18 protein-coding genes are annotated in these 22,260 nt (G+C 67.7%); 17 read left to right on the top strand and 1 reads right to left on the bottom strand.

What is annotated here, in order from left to right:
• The 17 genes from ACTOXK_RS09660 to hflX all read left to right on the top strand — a co-directional run.
• On the top strand, positions 1 to 615 hold a 615-nt coding region (locus ACTOXK_RS09660; RefSeq protein ID WP_482279916.1), incomplete at its 5' end, for a S1 RNA-binding domain-containing protein.
• A gap of 258 nt (positions 616 to 873) precedes the next feature.
• Positions 874 to 1,647: a 4-hydroxy-tetrahydrodipicolinate reductase gene (dapB, locus tag ACTOXK_RS09655; RefSeq protein ID WP_482277705.1), complete on the top strand. Its 774-nt coding sequence runs from the start codon at positions 874 to 876 to the stop codon at positions 1,645 to 1,647.
• Positions 1,648 to 1,842: 195 nt separating this feature from the next.
• Positions 1,843 to 2,745 carry a 4-hydroxy-tetrahydrodipicolinate synthase gene (gene dapA, locus ACTOXK_RS09650; RefSeq protein WP_482277706.1) on the top strand — a complete coding sequence of 301 codons (903 nt, stop codon included), beginning with the start codon at positions 1,843 to 1,845 and terminating at the stop codon, positions 2,743 to 2,745.
• Between the two features lie 87 nt (positions 2,746 to 2,832).
• Positions 2,833 to 4,737, top strand: a complete 1,905-nt coding sequence (locus tag ACTOXK_RS09645; protein WP_482277707.1) for a ribonuclease J — start codon at positions 2,833 to 2,835, stop codon at positions 4,735 to 4,737.
• A gap of 7 nt (positions 4,738 to 4,744) precedes the next feature.
• Positions 4,745 to 7,423, top strand: coding sequence for an FtsK/SpoIIIE family DNA translocase (locus ACTOXK_RS09640; RefSeq protein ID WP_482277708.1), 2,679 nt, complete (start codon positions 4,745 to 4,747; stop codon positions 7,421 to 7,423).
• A 49-nt stretch (positions 7,424 to 7,472) separates the two neighbouring features.
• Entirely contained in the window at positions 7,473 to 8,543 is a 1,071-nt protein-coding gene (locus ACTOXK_RS09635) for a helix-turn-helix domain-containing protein (protein ID WP_482277709.1), read from the top strand.
• Positions 8,544 to 8,618: 75 nt separating this feature from the next.
• On the top strand, positions 8,619 to 9,116 hold the full coding sequence (locus ACTOXK_RS09630; RefSeq protein WP_482277710.1) for a YajQ family cyclic di-GMP-binding protein: 498 nt from the start codon (positions 8,619 to 8,621) through the stop codon (positions 9,114 to 9,116).
• Positions 9,117 to 9,128: 12 nt separating this feature from the next.
• Positions 9,129 to 10,475, top strand: coding sequence for a 30S ribosomal protein S12 methylthiotransferase RimO (gene rimO / locus ACTOXK_RS09625; protein WP_482277711.1), 1,347 nt, complete (start codon positions 9,129 to 9,131; stop codon positions 10,473 to 10,475).
• A 4-nt stretch (positions 10,476 to 10,479) separates the two neighbouring features.
• Positions 10,480 to 11,655: a CDP-diacylglycerol--glycerol-3-phosphate 3-phosphatidyltransferase gene (gene pgsA, locus ACTOXK_RS09620; protein WP_482277712.1), complete on the top strand. Its 1,176-nt coding sequence runs from the start codon at positions 10,480 to 10,482 to the stop codon at positions 11,653 to 11,655.
• A 542-nt stretch (positions 11,656 to 12,197) separates the two neighbouring features.
• Positions 12,198 to 13,256, top strand: coding sequence for a recombinase RecA (gene recA / locus ACTOXK_RS09615; protein ID WP_482277713.1), 1,059 nt, complete (start codon positions 12,198 to 12,200; stop codon positions 13,254 to 13,256).
• A 3-nt stretch (positions 13,257 to 13,259) separates the two neighbouring features.
• Entirely contained in the window at positions 13,260 to 14,024 is a 765-nt protein-coding gene (locus tag ACTOXK_RS09610) for a regulatory protein RecX (protein WP_482277714.1), read from the top strand.
• 353 nt (positions 14,025 to 14,377) lie between these two features.
• A complete protein-coding gene (gene rny, locus ACTOXK_RS09605) occupies positions 14,378 to 15,970 on the top strand; it encodes a ribonuclease Y (protein ID WP_135969842.1) in 1,593 nt (530 codons plus the stop codon).
• A 3-nt stretch (positions 15,971 to 15,973) separates the two neighbouring features.
• Positions 15,974 to 17,059, top strand: a complete 1,086-nt coding sequence (locus ACTOXK_RS09600; RefSeq protein ID WP_482277715.1) for an ATP-binding protein — start codon at positions 15,974 to 15,976, stop codon at positions 17,057 to 17,059.
• A 139-nt stretch (positions 17,060 to 17,198) separates the two neighbouring features.
• Positions 17,199 to 17,531: a stage V sporulation protein S gene (locus ACTOXK_RS09595; protein WP_482277716.1), complete on the top strand. Its 333-nt coding sequence runs from the start codon at positions 17,199 to 17,201 to the stop codon at positions 17,529 to 17,531.
• Positions 17,532 to 17,543: 12 nt separating this feature from the next.
• A complete protein-coding gene (gene miaB / locus ACTOXK_RS09590) occupies positions 17,544 to 18,902 on the top strand; it encodes a tRNA (N6-isopentenyl adenosine(37)-C2)-methylthiotransferase MiaB (protein WP_482277717.1) in 1,359 nt (452 codons plus the stop codon).
• On the top strand, positions 18,895 to 19,833 hold the full coding sequence (gene miaA, locus ACTOXK_RS09585; RefSeq protein WP_482277718.1) for a tRNA (adenosine(37)-N6)-dimethylallyltransferase MiaA: 939 nt from the start codon (positions 18,895 to 18,897) through the stop codon (positions 19,831 to 19,833). Before miaB ends, miaA begins: the two co-directional genes overlap by 8 nt.
• Positions 19,834 to 20,017: 184 nt before the next feature.
• The gene (gene hflX / locus ACTOXK_RS09580) at positions 20,018 to 21,325 is read left to right on the top strand and encodes a GTPase HflX (RefSeq protein WP_482277719.1); all 1,308 of its coding nucleotides are present in this window, start codon (positions 20,018 to 20,020) and stop codon (positions 21,323 to 21,325) included.
• A gap of 133 nt (positions 21,326 to 21,458) precedes the next feature.
• Here the strand turns inward: hflX and lexA are convergent, their stop codons facing one another.
• Entirely contained in the window at positions 21,459 to 22,097 is a 639-nt protein-coding gene (gene lexA, locus ACTOXK_RS09575) for a transcriptional repressor LexA (protein WP_482277720.1), read from the bottom strand.
• Between the last annotated feature and the right edge of the window lie 163 nt (positions 22,098 to 22,260).

Below are 22,260 nucleotides of genomic sequence, written 5' to 3'. Positions count from 1 at the left end.
ATGCTCGCCACCATCGACGGCCCCCGCGCCGAGATGAAGGAGACCGCGCCGCGCATCGAGACCATCAAGATCCCCGTGGACAAGATCCGCGACGTCATCGGCAGCGGCGGCAAGGTCGTCCGCGGCATCCAGGAGGAGACCGGCGCCTCCATCGACATCCAGGAGGACGGCACCATCCACGTGGGTGCGGTGTCCGGTACCGCCATGGAGGCTGCCAAGGCCATGATCCTCGGCATCGTGAAGGAGCCCGAGGTGGGAGAGGAGTTCGAGGGCGAAGTCGTCGGCATCAAGGACTTCGGCGCCTTCGTGAAGCTGACCCCCGGCAAGGACGGCCTGCTGCACATCTCGCGCGTGGCCAACGGCCGCGTGGGGAAGGTGGAGGACGTGCTGAACCTCGGCGACGTCATCAAGGTCGTGGTGCTGGAAGTGGATCCGAAGACCGGCAAGATCTCCCTGGACCGCCTCGACAAGCCCGATGCCCCCGAGGGAAGCGCCCCGGCCCGTCGCGAGGATCGCGGCGACCGCGGTCACGGCCACGGCGAGCGTCGCGAGCGCCGAGAGGACAACCGTCCCGGTCGCGCCGGCCGCACCCCGCGCCGTCGTCACGAGGGCTAGGCCCCCGCATTTCGCAGGACACCGGTGCCAGGGCAGGTCTCTGGCACCGATAGGGCCGTGAAGCCTACGGCCCTTCCCTCCTTTTGGGGCTCGTCGCCCGTCGGAGGGCGGCGGCACCTTGATTCGCTCGGACAGTCCTCGCTTTGGAGAACAGTCCACCGGCTGTTCCCGTCGCTGCGGAGCTCGCTCGGTCAAGGCGCCGCCGCCCTCCTCCATGCTCTTATCCACTTGTATTCAATGAGAAGCGAGGAGGTCTTCATGATCAACGTTGCTGTGGCCGGGTGCGCCGGCCGTATGGGCTCGGCGGTGGTAGACGCCGTGACCGCCGCCAACGACATGACTGTGGTCTGCGGCATCGATCCTCATGCCGCGGGCGCGGAAGGCGCCTTCCCCGTGTTCGCCACCGTGGCCGAGGCTCTCGACGCCGTGGACGCCGACGTGCTCGTGGACTTCACCCAGCCCGCTGTCGTGGCCGGCAACCTCGCCGAGGCGCTGCCCCGGGGCGTGGACTGCGTCGTGGGCACCACGGGCCTGGCCACCGCCACCCTGGAGGAGCTGGCCTCCATCGCGCCGGCGGGCACGGCCCTGTTCTACGCGCCGAACTTCACCACCGGCGCCGTGCTCATGATGGAGTTTGCCAAGGCCGCCGCGCCCTATTTCCCCGAGGCCGAGGTCATCGAGTTCCACCACTGCAACAAGAAGGACGCTCCCTCGGGCACGGCCGTGCGGACGGCCCAGCTCATCGCCGAGGCGCGCAGCCCCCGCGTGAGCGAGGCCCCCGGCCGCGAGACCGAGATGCCCGGGGCCGAGGGGGCCCGGGGCGCGCTCGTGGAGGGGGTGCCGGTCCATGCCGTGCGCTCCATGGGCTACGTGGCCTCCCAGGAAGTGATCTTCGGCTCCCTCGGCCAGACCCTCACCATCCGCCACGACTCGTGGGACCGCACCTCCTACATGCCCGGCGTGCTGCTGGGCATCCGCAGCGTGGGGGAGCGCGAGGGGCTCATCGTGGGCCTCGAGACCTTCATGGACTAGGGCCGCGGCCCCCACACCGCCGCTTCCGCTTCCGCGATCATTCCCGGGCGAGCGTTCCGACAGGGCCGCTCGCCTTGTGCGTTTGGCGAACTTCCGCGAGCCCGGGCCCTCCGAGGCGAACATCAGTGGCATAATAGCCAGTGAGTTGATTGGCAGGGGCCCCGCGCCCCGGCATTCGCCTAAGGAGAAACACCGATGGAAAGCACCCGCAACCCTCGCTTCGGCCGCCTCATCCCGGCCATGGTCACCCCCTTCGATGAGAACCTCGAGCTCGACCTGGATCGGGCCCAGGAGCTGGCCTGCCGCCTCGTGGACGGCGGGGTCGACTCCATCATCGTGAACGGCACCACTGGCGAGAGCCCCACGGTGTTCTACCCCCAGAAGCTCGAGCTGTTCCGCGCCGTGCTGGCCGCCGTGGCCGGCCGCGTGCCGGTCATCGCGAACGTGGGGGACAACTGCACCGCCGACACAGTGTCCTTCGCCCAGGATGCCGGCAAGCTCGGCGTCGACGGCTTCATGTGCGTGGTTCCCTACTACAACAAGCCGCCCCAGGAGGGTCTGTACCGTCACTTCAAGACCATCGCCGATTCCACGGAGATGCCCATCATCCTGTACAACATCCCCGGGCGCTGCTCCATCAACATGGAAGCCGAGACCACTCTGCGCCTGGCCCGCGACTGCGACAACGTCGTGGCCATCAAGGAGGCCTCGGGCAACCTCGACCAGGTGAAGGCCATCATCGACGGCGCCCCGGCCGACTTCGACGTGTACTCCGGCGACGACTCCGCCACCCTGGACATCATGCGCCTGGGCGGCGCGGGCGTCATCTCCACCATCGGCAACGTGGCCCCGGAGCGCATGAAGGAAATCGTGGAGCTGGCCGCAGCCGGCGACTGGGAGGCGGCCGAAGCTGCCAACGAGGCCCTGCTGCCGCTCATGACCGGGCTCTTCGCCACGGCGAACCCCATCCTCGTGAAAGAGGCCCTGAAACTCATCGGCTTCCCCGTCGGCGGCGTGCGCCTGCCGCTCGTGGACGCCACCCCCGAGCAGTCCGCGACCCTAGCCGCCGTCATGCGCGAGGTGGGCGTGCTGGCCTAGGCGGGCCCCTGCTGGAACCGTGAACGCCGGTCCGCCACGGGCGGGTCGGCGTTTTTGCAGACATATCCCCGAACGACAAGGAACTTCATGACCAAGGAAAACCAAGAGAAGAAAAACGAGAAGCCCCGCGCCGCCAAGGAGGGCGGCACCGATAGCACGGGCGGCTCAAACGGCAAGGGCAACCGCAACCGCGGGGGCCGCAAGAACAATACCTCCTTCAAGCGCGTGAACCTGGAGCGCAAGCGCCCGCAGCTCTCCCGCGGCGAGGGGGCCGAGGGCTCCGCGCAGAACGGCGAGCGCCCGCGCCGCCGTCGGGGCTCGAAGGCCTCGAAGGATCCCAACGCCAAGCTGCGCATCATTCCGCTCGGCGGCCTGGACGCCATCGGCAAGAACATGACCGCCTTCGAGTGCGGCGACGACATGATCCTCGACGATGCGGGACTGATGTTCCCCGACGACGATCATCCGGGCGTGGATCTCATCCTGCCCGACTACACCTACGTGCTGGAAAACGCCGACAAGCTGCGCGGCATCATCATCACCCACGGCCACGAGGACCACACGGGCACCTTGCCCTACCTGCTGAAGGACCTCGACCGCACCGTGAACATCTACGCCACCAAGCTCACGCTGGGCCTCATCGAGGGCAAGTTCGCCGAGCACAAGATCAAGAACGCCAAGCTCATCGAGATCAAGTCGGGCGAGGAGATCAAGCTCGGCTGCTTCAAGGTAGACTTCTTCGCTGTGAACCACTCCATCCCCGGTGCCGTGGGCCTGTTCATCCAGAGCCCGGCCGGCAACGTGCTGCACACCGGCGACTTCAAGCTCGACCAGACCCCCATCGACGGGGTCACCACCGACTTCGCTGCCATCACGCGCTTCTCCGAGAAGGGCGTCGACCTCATGATGAGCGACTCCACGGGCGCCATGAACCCGAACTTCACGCCGAGCGAGGCCGAGGTGGGCAAGACCCTGGAGCAGATCATCTCCCAGGCCCCGGGCCGCGTCATCATCGCCTCCTTCGCGAGCCACATCCACCGCATGCAGCAGATCTGCGACGCCGCGGTGAAGAACGGCCGCAAGGTGGTGGTTACGGGCCGCTCCATGATCCAGAACACCGACATCGCCCGGCGCCTGGGCTACCTGAAGATCTCCGACGACAACCTCATCGACGCCTACGATCTAAAGGGCATCCCTTCCGACCAGGTGGTCATCATGTGCACTGGCAGCCAGGGCGAGCCCTTGAGCGCCCTGGGCCGCATCGCCAACGGCGAGCACAAGACCATCGAGATCGAGGAGGGCGACACCGTCATCATCTCGGCCACGCCGGTGCCCGGCAACGAGAAGGCGGTCACCCGGGTCATCAACTCCCTGGCCAAGATCGGCGCCGACGTGTACGACAAGAGCCGGGCGCGGGTCCACGTGTCGGGCCACGCGGGGGCCGAGGAGCTCAAGATCATGCTCACCCTCGTGAAGCCCAAGGCCTTCATGCCGGTCCACGGCGAGGCCACCCACCTGCGGGCCCACGCGAAGCTGGCCGAGGCCACGGGCGTGGACGCCGAGAACATCTACATCCTGGAGAACGGCGATGCCCTGGAGCTGTCGGCCCTGGGCATCGAGCGCGGCGAGGGGGTGCCCTCGGGCATCGTCTACGTGGACGGCCTGTCGGTGGGCGACACCTCCCAGGACGTGCTCGACGAGCGCAACACCCTCGGCAACCAGGGCTTCGCCTCGGTGGCCGCGGCCGTCGATCTGAAGCAGAAGCAGGTCGTGGGCGACGTGCAGGTGTCCATGCACGGCATCACCGGCGGCGACGACTACTACCTGGCCCGCGAGGCGGCCTCCACGGTGGCCGGCGCCCTGCGACGCTGCCTGGGGAAGGACGGCGGTGCGAAGGAGCTGCGCAAGGCCGCCCGCGACGCCCTCATGTCGCTTCTGTGGGACCGCACCAAGCAGCGTCCCATGGTGGTCGTGAATATCCTGGAGGTTTAGAGCTTCCATGGCCCGTCACTCGCAGCAACCCTCGAAGGGATCCCCGTCGCGCAAGAAGGCGAGCGAGGCCGTCTCCAAGGACGGCACTCGCCGCCCCCTCTCGGCGGCCGCCCGCAGCCGGTCGGTCGAGCCCGCGCCGCGCATCCTGGACGATCGCACCCGCCGCGACATGGTGGGCGTGGGCTTCATCCTGCTCGGCATCGTGCTGTTCATCGCTGCCGTGGCCCCCACCGGGGCCATCGTCACGGCCCTGCTGTCCGAGTCGCTCCACCTCGTCTTCGGCGTGGGCTGCTACATCATGCCCTTCTTCCTCGTGGCCGTGGGGGGCACCGTGCTCTACCGCAAGGAGACCGAGCGCATGTCCCTGCGCATCACCGTGGGCCTCGGGCTCATCCTGGTGGCGCTGCTCGGCATCATCGCCCTGTTCACCCCCGTGGGCAACACCGGCCCTGAGGCCCTGTTCGACTACGGCAACCTCGTCACCCACGGCGGCTACGTGGGGGCGGCCCTGGCCTGGGTGGGGCTCACCCTGTTCGGCGGCATCATCTCGGCCATCCTGCTTTTGGGCCTGGCCGTGGCCGGCGTCATCGTCATCGGGTTCTCCGTGTCCGCCTTCATCGAGAAGGTGCGCGCCCGCCACGAGGCGGAGCTGGCGGGTCGGGAGCCCTACCTGCCCGAGGGGCTGTTCGGCGCCGTGAAGCGCGGCGGCCACCTCGTGCGCCACAACTTCGGCGGAGCCTCCGGCGAGGTGCCCCAGCCCCCCGACGCCACGGTGGTGCGGCCGGCCGCCGCCACCGCGCGCCTGGCCATGGAGGAGCAGCCCCGCCGCCCCCGCAGCCGTGCCATCGCCGAGCGCCAGTCGGTTCCCGCCGAGGGGGCTCCGGCCGTCCCGGCCGTGGACGGGGCGGCCCTCACGCGCCAGCTCGGTGGCGAGGGGAGGGGGGCCGCTGCGGGCCGCACGGTGAACATCACCGCCCCCGACCCGCGCCAGACCGCCGCCATCGGCGCCATCACCGCCGAGGAGCCGGCCCGCCCCATGACCCGCAAGCTCGGCCGCAAAGCCGCCGAGGAGGCCCAGAGCGCACAGGCCGCTGCGACGGCGGCGCCCACGGCCAACCCCCGCAAGCGCGCGGCCAAAGCGAAGCCCAAGGCCGCCCCGAAGCCGGCGCCCCCCGTGTCGAAGGACGGCTTCCAGCTGCCCTCCATGGACCTGCTGTCCACCGGCGACGGCAAGCGCCGCGGCTCCACGGAAGAGGAGCTGCGCGAAGTGGCCGCCGAGCTCCAGGGCACCCTGGAGGACTTCGGCGTGCTCGCGAGCGTCGTGGGCTGGGTGGAGGGCCCCACGGTCACCCTGTTCAAGGTGGATCTGCCCTCGGGCGTGCGCGTGAGCAAGGTCACCAACCTCACCGACGACATCGCCCTGGCCCTGGCGGCCCCCGGCGTGCGCATCTTCGCCCCCATTCCCGGCACCAACTACGTGGGCATCGAGGTGCCCAACCGGGTGCGCCAGATGGTGTACCTGCCCGAGGTGCTAGCCGCCGCCGAGCCGGGGCCCCTGCAGGTGGCCATCGGTGAGGACGTGGAGGGCCACGCCATCGTGCACGACCTGGCCAAGATGCCCCATGTGCTCATCGCCGGCACCACCGGCTCCGGTAAGTCGGTGGAAGTGAACTCCATGATCATGTCCATCCTCATGCGGGCCACTCCGGCCGAGGTGCGCTTCATCATGGTGGACCCCAAACGGGTGGAATTCGCCCCCTACGAGGGCATTCCCCATCTCTACGTGCCCGTGGTCACCGAGTGCCGCGAGGCCTCCAGCGCCCTGTCCTGGGCCGTGGCCGAGATGGAGCGCCGCCTCAAGATGTTCTCGAAGTGCGGCGTGCGCAACATCATCTCCTTCAACGAGAAGGCCCGGGCGGCCGCAGACGCCGCCGAGGCGGCCGAGCAGAGCGGGGAAGAGGTGCCGGAGAACCCCTACGGCGAGCCCATTCCCTACATCGTCATCGTCATCGACGAGCTGGCCGACCTCATGATGAACGTGGGCAAGGAGGTGGAGTTCTCCATCAGCCGCATCGCCCAGCTCGCCCGCGCGGCCGGCATCCACCTCATCATCGCCACGCAGCGCCCCTCCACCAACGTGGTCACGGGCCTCATCAAGGCGAACATCACCTGCCGTATCGGCCTCACCGTGGCCAGCGGCATCGACTCCCGCGTCATCCTGGACTCCACCGGTGCCGAGAACCTCATCGGCCGGGGCGACCTTCTCATCGCCAAGCCGGAGTACCCCAAGCCCGTGCGCGTCCAGGGCCCCTGGATCCCCGACGAGGAGATCGCCGCCGTGGTGGCGCACTTGAAGGCCCAGGGAGAGCCGGAGTACCATTCCGAGATCCTCAAGACCAACGTGGTGACCCTCGGCGACTCCTCGCCGGCCGGCGACGGCGGCTCCGAGGCCGACGATCCGCTGCTCTGGGAGGCCGCCGATGTGGTGGTTTCAAGCGATTTGGGGTCAACTTCCAATCTTCAGCGCCGCCTGAAGGTCGGATATGCCCGCGCTGGTCGTATAATGGATCAGCTAGAAGAAAAGGGCATCGTGGGCCCGGCCAACGGCAGCCGTCCCCGCGAGGTGCTCGTAGACGCAATGGAGCTCGAGACCCTGAAGGCCTTCGAGGCCAACGACGAGGATTAGACGGCCCGGCCCCGGCGGCCGCCGTCCATGACATAGAGGAGTTACGACCGTGGCGAGACAGATTTCCTTCGGAGACACGCTCAGGAGCGCCCGCGAGCGCAAGGGGCTCGACCTGTCCACCGCGGCCCGCAAGCTGCGCATCCGTCCGGACATCCTCCGGGCCATCGAGGAGAGCGACTTCGCCCGCATGCCCCCGCGGGGCTACACCTCCAACATGGTGGGCGCCTACGCCCGCCTCGTGGGTCTGAACCCCGCCGAGATCACGCGCCTCTACCGCGACGAGGCCCAGCAGTTCGAGACCGGCCGACGCCCCATGGGCGGCCGGAGCGAGCGCCCCCGTCCCGGCGAGCGCGCCGAGGGCCGCGGCCGTTCGAGCCGCGAGGGCCAGCGAGAGCGGGGAGCCCGCCCGAACGGCCGCTCCTCCCGCACCGGCCGCGGCGCTGCGCCTCAGCCGGCCTACACCAACCTCGTCCAAGGGCGCCAAGCCCCGGGCATCGCCGCCAACTTCGGCTCCATGCTGCCGCTCATCGTGGTGGGCGCCATCATCGTGGGCCTGCTCGTGCTCGTCATCTTCCTGGCCTTCGGGGGCAAGGACGCCCCGGCCGAGGACACCCCCACGGTGCCCATCTCCGGCATGCCGACCCCCCAGGGTACCACGAGCGGCACAGATGCCACGGGCCAGCAGCCCACGGCCCCGACTACCACGCCCGTGGCCCCCACGAGCGCCAAGTTCGCCTACAAGGTGGCCGACGGCGCCGAGATGTACATCGAGGTCATCCAAGACGGCAAGACCGTGGAGGCCGGCGATGTGACCGGGCCCAAGAGCCAGGAGTACGACGTCACCGGCAAGCTGAAGTTCGTCGTCTCCGGCGACCCCGACGAGGTGGAGATCACCGTGGACGGCGAGAAGGTTGAGCCCACCGAGGCCAAGAGCGGCGTGTACACCTACACCGTCGACTTCGAGGAGGCGCTGTCTGCCTGGAAGCGCGCCAACGGCGTGGGCAGCGGCTCGACCGACGACGGGACCGAGGCCGACAACGGCAGCGACGAGTCGGGCGATGAGGGCGGCTCCGGCGACTCCACCGATGGCAACAGCGAGGACGGCGACGCGGGCAACTAGTGCGTCCCGCGCCCATCGTCCCGCGTCCCGTTCCCCGTTCTACCTTTCCCGAACCGATTAGAAAGTGAGGGCCCCATGGCCAAGGAATCCAGCTTCGACGTCGTATCCACCGTGGACATGCAGGAGGTGGACAACGCCTTCCAGCAGGCCAAGAAGGAGCTCTCCCAGCGCTATGACCTGAAGGACTCCGGCGCCGAGATCGGCCTGGACAAGAACGGCGGCACCATCACCGTGTCCGCCCCAGCCGACTTCGTGGCCTCCCAGGTCATCGATGTCATCGGCAGCAAGCTCATCAAGCGCGGCATCGATCTGACCGCCGTGCAGTGGGGCGATGCCCAGGCCGCCACGGGCGGCTCGGTGCGCCGCGTGGCCACCGTGGTCAACGGCATCGACAAGGAGACCGCCGGCAAGATCAACAAGGACATCAAGGCCCAGAAGCTCAAGTGCAAGGTCACTATCGAGGGCGACAAGCTGCGCGTGAGCTCCCCGTCCCGCGACACCCTCCAGGAGGTCATCGCCTTTCTGAAGGGCCAGGACTACGGCCAGCCGCTCCAGTACGTGAACTACCGCTAGGAGCCCCTTCCGATGACCGCTCCGGTTCCCCCCGTGTGGGAGGGCGCGTCCGCGCCCCGCGTCAGCCTCGTCACCATGGGCTGCGCCAAGAACGAGGTCGACTCTGCGGCCATGGCCCGTGCCCTGGCCGAGGCCGGCTATCAGGTGAACGCCCCGGCCGACGAGGCCGATGTCATCATCGTGAACACCTGCTCGTTCATCCAGTCGGCCACCGAGGAGAGCCTCGAGGCCATCTTCGAGGCCGCCTCCCTGCCCCTTGTGGCCGCGGGCCGCGCCTCGGTGGTGGTGGCCGGCTGCATGCCCGCCCGCTACGGCGACGACCTGGAGGGCGAGCTCACCGAGGCCGCCGCCTTCGTCCCCTGCAGCAAGGAGGACGACATCGTGGCCGTCCTGGGGCGCCTCACCGGCTTCGAGCCGATGGCGGGGGAGGAAGCGATGGCCCCCACGGCATCCGAAGCCACGGGGGCGCCGGGGGAAGGGGGCATCTTCGCCTACGTGAAGATCTCCGACGGCTGCGACCGCTTCTGCTCCTACTGCACCATCCCGGCCATCCGCGGCCGCTACCACAGCTTCCCTTTCGAGGCCATCCGCGCCGACGTGGCCCGGGAAGTGGCCGCCGGGGCCCGAGAGATCGTGCTCATCGCCCAGGATACCGGCCGCTGGGGCCAGGACCTTCCCGAGGGCCACGACCTGGCCTGGCTCGTGGACACCCTGGCCGAGGCCTTCCCCGACACCTGGCTGCGCGTCATGTACCTGCAGCCCGAGGGGGTCACCGACCGGCTGCTCGCCGTCATGGCCGCCCGGGACAATGTGTGCTCCTACCTGGATATTCCCCTCCAGCACGTGAGCGCTCCCATCCTGCGGGCCATGAACCGCGCCGGCTCGGCCGAGAAGTTCGCGGCCCTCATCGAGCGCATCCGCGCCGCCGTGCCCGGCATCACCCTGCGCACCACCCTCATCGCGGGCTTCCCCGGCGAGACCGAGGAGCAGTTCGAGGCCCTGTGTGACTTCGTGGCCGAGGCCCCCTTCGACTACATCGGCGTGTTCCCCTATTCCCGCGAGGAGGGGACGGCCGCCGCCGCGCTGCCCGACCAGCTCGATGAGGACGAGAAGGCCGAGCGGGCCCAAATCCTGCGCGACCTGGCCGACGCGGTCTGCGGGCCGCGCATCGCCGAGCGCATCGGCCGGCCCATGGCGGTGCTCGTGGAAGGCACCGAGGAGGACGGCCAACGCTTCGGCCGCGCCCAGTGCCAGGCTCCCGAGGTGGACGGAGTGACCTATGTCTCCGATGGCACCGTCGGCACCGTGGTGGATACGATCATCGCCGACACCCTGCTCTACGAGATGGAAGGCGCGTAAACCCATGGCCCCTATCGAGCCCACGGCCCCCGAGAAACTCATGACCCCGGCCAACATCGTCACGCTCATCCGCATCTGCCTCGTGCCGGTGTTCGTGCTCGCCATCGTGAGCCCCTGGCCCCTCTGGATGGGCCTGCCCGACATCACCACCGAGGCCAAGCGGCTCATCGCCGCGGGCATCTTCATTCTCATCTCCTGCACCGACTGGCTCGATGGCTACCTGGCCCGCAGCCGCGGGGAGGTGACCGATTTCGGCAAGTTCATGGACCCCCTGGCCGATAAGATCCTCGTGGCCGCAGCGCTCATCGCCCTCGTGGAGCTGGCCGTGCTCCCCGGCTGGCCCGTGCTCATCATCCTTGCCCGGGAGTTCATCGTCTCCGGCATCCGCATGGTGGCGGCCAGCAAGGGCGAAGTCATCGCCGCGAGCTGGTACGGCAAGGCCAAGACCGTCTTCCAGATGATCGCCATTGTGCTGTTCCTGGCCAAGGACGCCCTCGTCTTCCCCTCGGCAGCCGCCGCCTTCTCCAACCCGCTGTTCCTGCTGTCCTGGATCGTCATGGCCATTGCCCTCGTGCTGACCATCATGTCCATGCTCGACTACCTCGTGAAGGCCCGCCACCTGCTGAAGGGGAGCGCCCCCAAGACCAAGGCCGCACCTGCGGTCGAGGCGGGGGAGCGGCCCACCGAGGTGGCCGCCCTGCAGCGGGCCATCGACGCCGAGGCCCGGATCATCGTGGAGCGGGCCGGCGAGCGCGGGCTGACCGTGGGCACGGCCGAGAGCCTCACCGGAGGTCTCATCGCCGCCATGCTCACCGCCGTGCCCGGCAGCTCCGCCGTGGTGCGCGGGGGCATCGTCAGCTACGTGAACGACGTGAAGGAGCAGGTACTCGGCGTGTCCGGCGACGTGCTGTCGCGCCAGGGGGCCGTCGATGAGCTCGTGGCCCTCCAAATGGCCCGGGGCGCCCTGCGGGAGCTGGCCTGCGACGTGACCGTGTCGGTCACCGGCATCGCCGGGCCCACCGGGGCCGAGCCGGGCAAGCCCGTGGGCATGGTCTGGATCGGCTGCGCCACTGCCCGGGGCACCCGGGCCGAGGAGCACCACTTCCAAGGGGGTCGCGACAGCGTGCGGCTCCAAACCGTGCTGGCCGCCCTCAAGGCCATGGAAGCCGCCCTGAGCTAACCTCCGGAAGGAGGCAGGCTGGCCGCCCGGGGCCAGATTCGCCTTGCGAAGCCATTCTATCCGCGGGGCCGGATTCACCCCGTGGCGATATTCGCTCCTGCGAAATTGGATTCCTCCAGGTGGGGGAGGGGTTCTTGGAACTTGGGTGCCTCCGGCCTTCCCTTCCCTTTGTTTTTCAATCCCCCATGCACCCCACTTTTGCCATGTCCGGTCCGCACCCCTCGCCCTCCGGGAAGGGGGGAGCAAGGGGTGCGGACCGGAGGAAGCGATCGGGCGACATCGCGACGGCCCGGGGACGGCTTTCCTGAGACGCGACTACGGTTTGCGGACGGTTCCAGGAGACGAGGCAACGGTGCGCGGAGGGGGTCAAATGCGATCCAGCCACGACAAAAGTGCGACGAGCGCCTGGTAAGATAAGGGCACCCCATCGGCCGCGACTTCCTGAAATCCACCGAGAAAACCCCTTGACGCTCATACGTTTGTTCGTATAATAGGAGGAAATCGGCCACTTGTTCGTATGATGGCCCAGACAAGGAGATGCAATGAACGAAGATAAAGAGAAGATGCTCAAACTCACCACGGACCAGATCGAGTCGAAGTTCGGCAAGGGGTCCATCATGACCCTCGGCGAGGGCGGCGCCGATCTGAATATCGGCGTCATTCCCACCGGAGCTCTTCCCTTGGATGCCGCTCTCGGCATCGGCGGCGTGCCCCGGGGCCGCATCATCGAGATCTACGGTCCGGAGTCCAGCGGTAAGACCACCCTGGCCCTCCAGATCCTCGCCGAGGCCCAGGCTCTCGGCGGCATCGTGGCCTTCATCGACGCCGAGCATGCCCTCGATCCGGTCTATGCGGCCCGCATCGGCGTCGATATCGACGAGGTGCTCATTTCCCAACCCGATACCGGCGAGCAGGCCCTGGAAATCTGCGACATGCTCGTGCGCTCCGGTGCCATCGACTGCGTCATCGTGGACTCCGTGGCTGCCCTCGTACCCCGCGCCGAGATCGAAGGCGAGATGGGCGACACCACGGTGGGCCTTCAGGCCCGCCTCATGTCCCAAGCCCTGCGCAAGCTGGCCGGCTCTCTGTCCAAGTCGAACACCACCTGCATCTTCATCAACCAGCTGCGCGAGAAGATCGGCGTCATGTTCGGCAACCCCGAGACTACCACGGGCGGCCGTGCCCTCAAGTTCTTCTCGTCGGTGCGCATCGATATCCGCCGCGTCGACTCCATCAAGCAGAACGGCGACGTGGTGGGCAACCGCGTGCGGGCCAAGGTCGTGAAGAACAAGGTCGCGCCGCCCTTCCGCCAGGCCGAGTTCGATCTCATGTACGGCGAGGGCATCTCGCGCGAGGGTTGCATCGTGGACATGGCCGTGGAATGCGGTGTCGCCAAGAAGTCCGGCGCCTGGTACACCTACGGCGAGGAGCGCCTGGGGCAGGGCCGCGAAGCCGCCAAGCAGACCCTGCGGGAGAACCCCGATCTGCGGGAGGAGCTCGAGACCAAGGTGCGCGAGGCCTATGAGATCCCCATCATCGAGGCCCCGGCCGAGGGCGAATCCTTCAGCCCGGCCCCCAAGGCCACGGGCAAGAAGAAATAGCCCATGTCCGCCAAGGCCGACATACTCGACCAGCTGCGCTGCTCCGTCGCCGCCATCGAACGGGGCGAGGCAGATCCCCACGGCTCCAGGACCGGTCTGGACACCCCGTCGCTCTCTGCAACGAGCGGGGAGGGTCGTTGGGGCACCAAGTCCCACTGTCGCGGCGTCGCAGCGGGGAAGCGGCACCGCGCCGCAGGGTCATCGGCGGAGCATCCCAAAGCTGCGGGGCCGTCACGGGGGACCTTTTCTCGAAAGGCGACCGACGACCCGTGCGAAGACGAATCGGTATCGCCCGCAGAGGGAAAGACCGCCGATGCCGCCTTCCAGAGGATCCTGCGCTGGGCCGCCGTCCGAGAGCGCTCCACCGTCTACGTGCGGGAGCGCCTCCTGCGGGACGAGTTCGCGCCAACGGCCGTGGAAGAGGCGGTGGCGCGGGCCGAGCGCGTGCGCGCCATCGATGATCTCCGCTACGCCGACGCTCTCGTGCGCACGCGCCTGGCGGCCGGCAAGGGACTGCGCGATGCCCGCTCGGAGATCGAGGCTCTCGGCATCGACCCCGAGAGCCTCGATGCCTGGCAGGAGCATGCCGCCCGCGGCCGCGAGGCCGAGGTGGAGCGGGCTCTCGTCCTGTTGCGACGCCGGCCGCCCCGGGCCAAGCGGGCCCGCGAAGCCGCCTTCCGCAAGCTCGCCACCCAGGGCTTCGATACCGATGTGGCGGCCAGCGCCGCCCGTCTCTGGCACGAGGAGACCCTCGCCGCAGCCGAGTGATCCGCCCTCGAGGCCGCGCCGCGACCCTGGAGCGTCGGTCCTGGCGCCGCCCGGAAAGCCCGTGCCCTCCCGTTGCGCTCCGGAAATACCGCTATCGCGCGCACCCCGAATCACAGGCCCTTCCGCACTCCAGAAGCCCCAAACGAGCCCTTCTGCCCGTTTGGGGCTTCTCTTCTCTCCCGCATCGGGTATACTGTTTCCCGTGGCTTTTTGAGCAGTTGTACCCTCAAGGGTATTTGATATAGACAACGGCATACGTCGAACACCTTCGTACATCCATGCTCATGCCCGGCCACGGGCTTTTTTTATGACTTTGATTGGGCGTGAAGGCCCAGATGAGAGGAGGAAATCCGATGGATCCCATTATGATCGTCGCCATCATTGCCGTGGCTATCGTCGGCATTGCCCTCGGCTTCATCGTCAATCGTTCCATGACCGCTTCATCCAACCGCCAGGCCGCCGGCGAGGCCGCCACCCTGGTCGAGGATGCGCGCAAGCAGGCCGAGACGATGCGACGGGAAGCTGAGATCGAGGCGAAGGACCAGGCCCTGCGCTACCGTCAGGAGCTTGAGGAGGAAAAGAAGGAGCGCATGCGCGAGGTGCGCACGGCCGAGAGCCGCGTGGCCCAGCGCGAGGAGACCCTTGCCCAGCGCGAGGAATCCCTCGACCGCCGCGTAGAGTCCCTCGATGCCCGCGAGCACCAGCTCTCTTCGCTCCAGGGCCAGGTGGAGCGCCGCGAGCGCGATGTGAACGAGGCCGAGAGCGCCATCGTCCGCCATCGCGAGGAGGCGCAGATCGAGATCAACCAGGCCCTTGAGCGCGCCGCCGGCATGAGCCCGGAGGAGGCCAAGGCCGAGCTTCTGGAGACCATCCACGACGAGGTGACCCGCGAGTCCGCCGTCATCATCCGCGATGCCGAGACTCGCACCAAGGCCGAGGCCGACAAGAAGGCCCGCGAGATCCTGAGCCTGGCCATCCAGCGTGTGGCCGCCGACCACTCCGCCGAGTCCACGGTGTCCACCATTCACATTCCCTCCGACGACCTCAAGGGCCGCATCATCGGTCGCGAGGGCCGCAACATCCGCTCCTTCGAGCAGTTGACCGGCACGAACCTCATCATCGACGACACCCCCGAGTGCGTCACCATCTCCTGCTTCGATCCGGTGCGCCGCGAGATCGGCCGCGTCACCATGGAGAACCTCATCGCCGACGGCCGCATCCATCCGGCCCGCATCGAGGAGATGTACGAGAAGGCCGTCCGCCTCGTGAACCAGCGGGTCCAGGAGGCCGGCGAGCAGGCCACCTTCGATGCCGGCATTCACGACCTGCACCCCGAGCTCGTGAACACCCTCGGCCGCCTGCGCTACCGCACCTCCTTCGGCCAGAACGTGCTGAACCACTCCCTGGAGGTGGCCTACCTGGCGTCGGTCATGGCCTCCGAGCTCGGCCTCGACCCCATCCCCGTGAAGCGGGCCGGCCTCTTGCACGACCTGGGCAAGGCCGTGGACCACGAGGTGGAGGGCAGCCATGCCGTCATCGGCGCCGACCTGGCCCGCCGCTTCGGCGAGCGTCCCGAGATCGTCCACGCCATCGAGGCCCATCACAACGACATCGAGCCGAACTCCACGATGGACGTGCTCATCCAGGCCGCCGACGCCGTGTCGGCCGCCCGTCCCGGCGCCCGCAAGGAGACCCTCGACGCCTACATCAAGCGCCTCGAGAAGCTCGAGGAGATCGCCAACGCCCATGCCGGCGTCGAGCGCACCTATGCCATCCAGGCCGGCCGCGAGGTACGGGTCATGGTGGAGCCCGAGGTGGTCGACGAGGCCGCGTCCGTGGTGCTCGCCCATGACATCGCCCAGCAGATCGAGAACGAGATGCAGTACCCCGGGCAGGTGAAGGTCGTGGTCATCCGCGAGAGCCGCGCGGTGGATTACGCGAAGTAGTCCATGGCCGACTCCTCGCTCGCCAACTTCATAGATACCGTATGCGGCGAGAGCCATCTCCGAGTCGAGGCCGATCTCGGAGATGGCTTTGTTCGTCTGCGCTCTTCTGAGGCCGAGCGGCGCCAGGCCGCCCAGGACATCCGCTCCTCCGAGGACATCCTCATCGAGCTTTTGCGCAACGCTCGCGATGCCGGAGCGCGCCATATCTTCGTGGCCACCCAGAAGACCGAGGGGCGCCGCTTCATTACCATCGTCGACGACGGCTCCGGCATCCCGGCCCTCCAGCAGGAGCGCATCTTCGAGCCCCGTGTCACTTCGAAGCTCGACACGGCCCATATGGACAAATGGGGCATGCACGGCCGCGGCATGGCACTGTACTCCATCGCCGTGAACGCGGAGACGGCCCGCGTGGCCTCATCGGCCCGCGGCCTGGGGGCGAGCATCGCCGTGGAGACCGACACGGCGCGCCTGGGGGAGAAGACCGATCAATCCACCTTCCCCCGCTTCGAGCGGGAGGCCTCGGGCTCCTTCGCCATGCGCGGCCCCAAGAACCTTCTGCGCACGGCTGCCGAATTCGCCCTCGAGCACCGCGATCAGTGCTCGGTGTTCTTCGGCACGCCGGTAGAGATTGCGGCGGCCCTGTACACTTTCGCCATCGCCACCACGAGCCCCGCCGCCCGGGCGTTCCCCGACGACCCTGCCACCGCGCCCCTCGTGAAGCGCCTCGCCCTGGCCGCGACCCCCGATGCCCTGGCCGACGAGTGCGCCGCGATGGCCCTCCCGTTCTCCTCGCGTTCCGCGCGCCGCATCATGGACGGCACCATCGAGCCGCCGGCATCCCTCATCGACCGCCTTCGGGACGAGAGCTTTCCCGCCGCCGCGCCCGCCCGTCCCCACATCCGGCGCAAAGGGGGAGACGGCCGGGGACTGCGGCTGGCCGAGGCGGATGTGGAGGCCCTGCGAGAGAGCGCGGCCCGATCCGTAGAGGCCCTGGCCGATCGATATTTCCTCGAGGCCGTGGGCCGGCCGGAAGTTTCCGTGGGAGCCGACGCCATTCGCATCACCGTTCCCATCCGCAAGATGTCTTAGGCCTGCGCGATATTGCGCCCCCTGCGCCCTTTCGGTAGAATAGTAACGTTTGAATTTCCAAGGCATTCCCTCGCGATTCGACATTAAACGAACCCCTATCAGACCAGCAACCACGCCTCAAAGGACAAGGATCAGCGACGTGTCAACCACCACAGAACCCCGGCCGTCCATCGGCTGCCTCAAGGTATCCTCGAAGTCTTCCCCGGCCTCCGTGGCCGGCGCCATCGCGGGCATGATCAAGGACGGCTCGTCCGTCGAGATCCAGGCCGTGGGCGCCGGCGCCGTGAACCAGGCGGTGAAGGCCGTGGCCATCTCGCGCGGATTCCTCTCTCCGGTGGGCATCGAGATCTGCTGCATCCCCTCGTTCGCCGATATCGTCATCGACGGCGAGTACCGCACCGCCATCCGCTTCTCCGTGGAACCCCGCGCCGGCTTCGCCGTCGTCGCCGCGGCCGACGCGGTCGCACTGTAGCCGGCGGTCGCCATGGGCGTTTCCTTCGAGGGCACCACCTTCTGCATCCACACCTTCGGCTGTCAGATGAACAAGCACGACTCCGAGCGCGTCGCCGGCATGCTCGAGGGCCTGGGCTCGCTGTCCGTCGGCACTATCGAAGAGGCCGACATCGTCGTGTTCATGACCTGTTGCGTGCGCGAGGCCGCCGATACGCGGCTCTACGGCCAGGTCGCATCCATGAAGAACATTCCCGTGCGAGACGGCTCGCCCTACGAGAAGCGCTACATCGCGGTGGGCGGCTGCATCGGCCAGCGCGACGGCGAGAAGCTCGTGGAGCAGCTGCCCCACCTCGACGTGGTCTTCGGCACCCATAACCTGGCCTCGCTGCCGGGGCTGCTCGCCTCGGCCATGGAGAGCGCGGGCCATTCCGTCGAGGTGCTCGACGGGGGAGCGGAGTTCTCCACCGCCCTGCCCACCGACCGGGAGCACGCCTGGGCGGCGTGGCTGCCCATCACCGTGGGCTGCAACAACTTCTGCTCCTACTGCATCGTGCCCTACGTGCGCGGCCGCGAGAAGTCGCGCCCCCTGGAGGACATCGCCGAGGAGGCCCGGCGCTACGTGGAGGCCGGCGTGAAGGAGATCACCCTGCTCGGCCAGAACGTGAACTCCTACGGCCGCGACCTCTACGGCGAGCCGCGCTTCGCCGCGGTGCTCGACGCCCTGGACGATACCGGTATCGAGCGGCTGCGCTTCGCCACGAGCCACCCCAAGGACCTCACCGACGAGGTGATCGCCCGCTTCGGCACCTTGCGATCCCTCATGCCGGCCCTGCACCTGCCGGTGCAGTCGGGCTCCGACCGCATCCTCAAGGCCATGAACCGCCGCTACACGCGGAAGCACTACCTCGGGCTCATTGAGAAGCTGCGGGCCGTCGTGCCCGACATCGCCCTGTCCACCGATATCATCGTGGGCTTCCCGGGCGAGACCGAGGAGGACTTCATGGACACCTACCGCCTCGTGGAAGAGGTGGGCTACAGCCAGGTGTTCACGTTCATCTACTCGAAGCGCGAGGGCACGCCGGCCGCCTCGATGGAAGACGACACCCCCCGCGAGGTCATTCAGGAGCGCTTCGACCGGCTGGTGGACCTCGTGCAGCGCAAGGCCTTCGAGACGAACCAGGCCGAGCTCGGCACCATCGTGCCCGTGCTCATCGAGGGTACCTCCAAGCGCGACGGCGCGGTGCTGGCCGGCAAGAGCCCCAAGAACCAGACGGTGCACGGACCCGTTCCCACCGGGCGCACCGCCGACGAGCTCGTCGGCACCATCGTGCCCATGCGCATCGACGAGGCCCGCACCTGGTACCTCTCCGGCACGGTGGTCGATGGCTGACGCCGCCCCGCCCGTTATCTGCATCGTCGGCCCCACGGCCTCGGGCAAGACCGATGCCGCCCAGCTCGTGGCGGCGGCTATCGGCGGGGAAGTGGTGAGCGCCGATTCCATGCAGATCTACCGCGGCATGGATATCGGCACGGGCAAGCTGCCCGCGCCTGAGCGCATCGTGGCCCATCACGGCTTCGACCTCGTCGATCCCGGCGAGCCCTATTCCGCGGCCCTGTTCCAGTCCTTCGCCCGCGATGCCTTCGCGGCCATCGCCGCCCGCGGCAAGCGGGCCGTGCTCTGCGGGGGAACGGGCCTCTATGTGAAGGCGGCCATCGACGCTTACGAGTTTCCCGCCGGCGAGCAGGTGGACAATCCCGTGCGCGAGCAGTGGACCGCCTTTGCCGCACGGGAAGGGGCCCAGGCCCTCTGGGACGAGCTGAACCGCCGCGATCCGGACAGCGCCCGGGAGCTGCACCCGAACAACGTGCGCCGCGTCGTGCGGGCCTTCGAGCTTCTGGCCGAGGGGCGCTCCTATGCCGAGCAGAAGCGCAACCTGGCCTCCATCGAGGCGGCCGTTCCCACCGTGCAGTTCGGCCTGGCCGTCACCCCGACGGTGCTGAACGAGCGCATCGACGCCCGGGTAGATGCCATGGTCGAGGCCGGTCTGGTAGGGGAGGTGCGCGGTCTTTTGGATGCGGGCTTCCGCGAGGGAGTGACGGCGCCCCAGGCCATCGGCTACAAGGAGATCGTCGAGGCCCTGGAGGGACGCTGCACCCTGGATGAGGCCATCGCCGCCATCAAGCAGGCCACGCGCCGCTACGGCAAGCGCCAACGCACCTGGTTCCGCCGCGACGAGCGCATCCGCTGGATCGATGCCGATGCCGGGGACGCCCGGGCCGTAGCCGACGAGATCATGGCCCAGCTGGAAACATTGGAATAGACTCCATCTTGCGAAGGGGAATGCCTGTGCTATCATAGCAGGGCATTTTTCATTCGCGTCTCAGCGACCGGTAGAGAGGGGAGCGTGTTGTCCATGCGCTTTGTCGACTAGCCCATAGCCTTGTCGGGCATTTCTCGGCGCCCCGCGCGCCCTTTAGTCGCACACTACGCATAAGGAGCACCCCATGACCGAATATCAATCTGTTATCCAGAAGGGCCCCGCCACCATGGCCGAACAGCGCCGGGAGCGGGCCGTCATCGTGGGCGTCGACCGCCCGGGTCTCGAATGGCCCCTGGAGTCGTCGCTGGCCGAGCTCGATCGCCTGGCCGACACCGCCGGAGCCGATGTGGTGGCCTCCACCACCCAGCGCCTCGATGCCCCGAACCCCCGCACCTTCGTAGGTTCGGGCAAAGCCGTCGAAATCGCCGAGCTCGCCCGCAGCTGCGAGGCGGACCTCGTCATCTTCGACGACGAGCTGACCCCCTCCCAGCAGGCGAACCTCGAGAAGATCATGGACAAGTCCGTGAAGGTCATCGACCGCACGGCCCTCATTCTGGACATCTTCGCCCTTCACGCCACCTCCAAGGAAGGGCGCCTCCAGGTGCGGCTCGCCCAGAACCAGTACCTCTACCCGCGCCTGCGCGGCATGTGGGCGCACCTGGCCTCGAACCGCATGGGCGGCGGCGTGGGATCCCGCTTCGGCGAGGGCGAGAGCCAGCTGGAAGTGGACCGCCGCATGGTACGCAAGCGCATCACCTCCATCCGCCGCGAACTGGCCCATCTTTCCGAGGTGCGCTCGCTGCAGCGGGAGAGCCGCTACGGCAGCGGCATGTTCAAGGTGGCCCTGGCCGGCTACACCAACGCGGGGAAGAGCTCTCTCATCAACCGGCTCACCGGGGCCGATGTGCTCAGCTACGACAAGCTCTTCGCCACCCTGGATTCCACCACCCGCAAGTTCTCCCTGCCCGAGGGCCGCGAGGTCACCGTCACCGACACCGTCGGCTTCATCCAGAAGCTGCCCACCACCCTGGTGGAAGCCTTCAAATCGACACTCGATGAGATCACCGGCGCCGACCTGATCCTCCATGTGGTTGATGCCTCCTCTCCGGAGTTCGAGGGGCAGATCGATGCCGTTTGCGAGGTGCTCGACCAGATCGGCGCCGAGGCCATCGCCACCATCGAGGTGTTCAACAAGTGCGACCTGCTCGATGAGGAGACTCTGACCGGGCTGCGTCGTCGCTTCCCCCACGCCCAGTTCGTCTCGGCTCGCACCGGCGAGGGCATCGACGGCCTTGTGACCGCCCTGGCTGCGGCCGCCTCGGCCGCCGATGCCAAACTCGATGTAGTGATTCCCTACCAGCGCGGCGATCTGGTGTCGCTCGCCCATGAGCGCTGCCATATCATCTCGGAGTCTCACGAGGCCGACGGCACCCACATCCAAATGCTCGCCGCCCCGGCCTTCGCCGCCGCTTTTCGGGAGTTCTCCGCGTAGCGACGGGCGGAGAGCCGGGACGGAGCATTATCGTCCGCGCAGCACCCCTTATACGAGGGCCATGGAAGCACTTCCATGGCCCTCGTTGGATGCTATCGAGTTTTGTCGAGCGCGAAATTGCCCGGTGGCCCTTCTAGAGGCGGCGGAAGACGGCCACCACCTTGCCCGCGATAGAGCAATCGCTCACGATAATGGGATCCATGGAGGAGTTCTCCGGCTGAAGGCGAATATGGTCGGCCTCCTTGTAGAAGCGCTTTACCGTGGCCCCGTCGTCCACAATGGCCACGACGATATCGCCGTTGTTCGCCACGGACTGCTCCTTGACCACGACGTAATCACCGTCGTTGATGCCGATCTCCACCATGGACTCGCCCCGCACTGACAACATGAAGGATGCGGCGTCACCCACGATGTCCGTGGGCAGCGTAATGGTGTCGGTAATGTTCTCCTGGGCCAAAATGGGACAGCCGGCCGCCACATCGCCCACCAGGGGCACGTTGACGAGATTGCTGTAGCTGCCCGCCACGCTAACGGCGGGGGAGGGCATGTCGTCAATCGGGTAGGTGAGGGCGATGGAACGGGACTTGAGCGGATCCCGCTTGATATAGCCCTTATCTTCCAGGGCCTTCAGGTGCACGTGTACGGTGGAAGGGGAGGACAGGCCGAGGGTCTGGCAGACTTCACGCACCGTGGGGCCATAGCCCTTCTCCCGTATGCACGCCTCGATGCAGTCAAGAACCGCCTGCTGCCGCCTGGTTACTTTCTGGGTCATGCTGCATCCTTTCTATAAGGCGTACATTTGTTTGAAAAATTTGTTGACATGAACTTTTGTTCGTTCTATTATAACTGCGAACAAAGGTTCTACGCAAGAGGTCAGGAGAGAAAAAATGAGCCGATTTGAATTTCCCATCGCCTTCGCCCTCAGCACCGTCATC

The sequence above is a fragment of the Adlercreutzia sp. genome (genome assembly GCF_056795635.1).
The sequence above is the reverse complement of the archived record's forward strand: the minus strand, read 5'-3'. Positions and strand labels throughout refer to the sequence as shown.

What these genes read in the sequence shown, in the direction of transcription:
- dapB (WP_482277705.1), top strand. Translation starts at nt 874, where the DNA reads ATGATCAACGTTGCTGTGGCCGGGTGCGCCGGCCGTATGGGCTCGGCG.
- dapA (WP_482277706.1), top strand. Translation starts at nt 1,843, where the DNA reads ATGGAAAGCACCCGCAACCCTCGCTTCGGCCGCCTCATCCCGGCCATG.
- ACTOXK_RS09645 (WP_482277707.1), top strand. Translation starts at nt 2,833, where the DNA reads ATGACCAAGGAAAACCAAGAGAAGAAAAACGAGAAGCCCCGCGCCGCC.
- ACTOXK_RS09640 (WP_482277708.1), top strand. Translation starts at nt 4,745, where the DNA reads ATGGCCCGTCACTCGCAGCAACCCTCGAAGGGATCCCCGTCGCGCAAG.
- ACTOXK_RS09630 (WP_482277710.1), top strand. Translation starts at nt 8,619, where the DNA reads ATGGCCAAGGAATCCAGCTTCGACGTCGTATCCACCGTGGACATGCAG.
- rimO (WP_482277711.1), top strand. Translation starts at nt 9,129, where the DNA reads ATGACCGCTCCGGTTCCCCCCGTGTGGGAGGGCGCGTCCGCGCCCCGC.
- pgsA (WP_482277712.1), top strand. Translation starts at nt 10,480, where the DNA reads ATGGCCCCTATCGAGCCCACGGCCCCCGAGAAACTCATGACCCCGGCC.
- recA (WP_482277713.1), top strand. Translation starts at nt 12,198, where the DNA reads ATGAACGAAGATAAAGAGAAGATGCTCAAACTCACCACGGACCAGATC.
- ACTOXK_RS09610 (WP_482277714.1), top strand. Translation starts at nt 13,260, where the DNA reads ATGTCCGCCAAGGCCGACATACTCGACCAGCTGCGCTGCTCCGTCGCC.
- rny (WP_135969842.1), top strand. Translation starts at nt 14,378, where the DNA reads ATGGATCCCATTATGATCGTCGCCATCATTGCCGTGGCTATCGTCGGC.
- ACTOXK_RS09600 (WP_482277715.1), top strand. Translation starts at nt 15,974, where the DNA reads ATGGCCGACTCCTCGCTCGCCAACTTCATAGATACCGTATGCGGCGAG.
- miaB (WP_482277717.1), top strand. Translation starts at nt 17,544, where the DNA reads ATGGGCGTTTCCTTCGAGGGCACCACCTTCTGCATCCACACCTTCGGC.
- miaA (WP_482277718.1), top strand. Translation starts at nt 18,895, where the DNA reads ATGGCTGACGCCGCCCCGCCCGTTATCTGCATCGTCGGCCCCACGGCC.
- hflX (WP_482277719.1), top strand. Translation starts at nt 20,018, where the DNA reads ATGACCGAATATCAATCTGTTATCCAGAAGGGCCCCGCCACCATGGCC.
- lexA (WP_482277720.1), bottom strand. Translation starts at nt 22,097, where the DNA reads ATGACCCAGAAAGTAACCAGGCGGCAGCAGGCGGTTCTTGACTGCATC.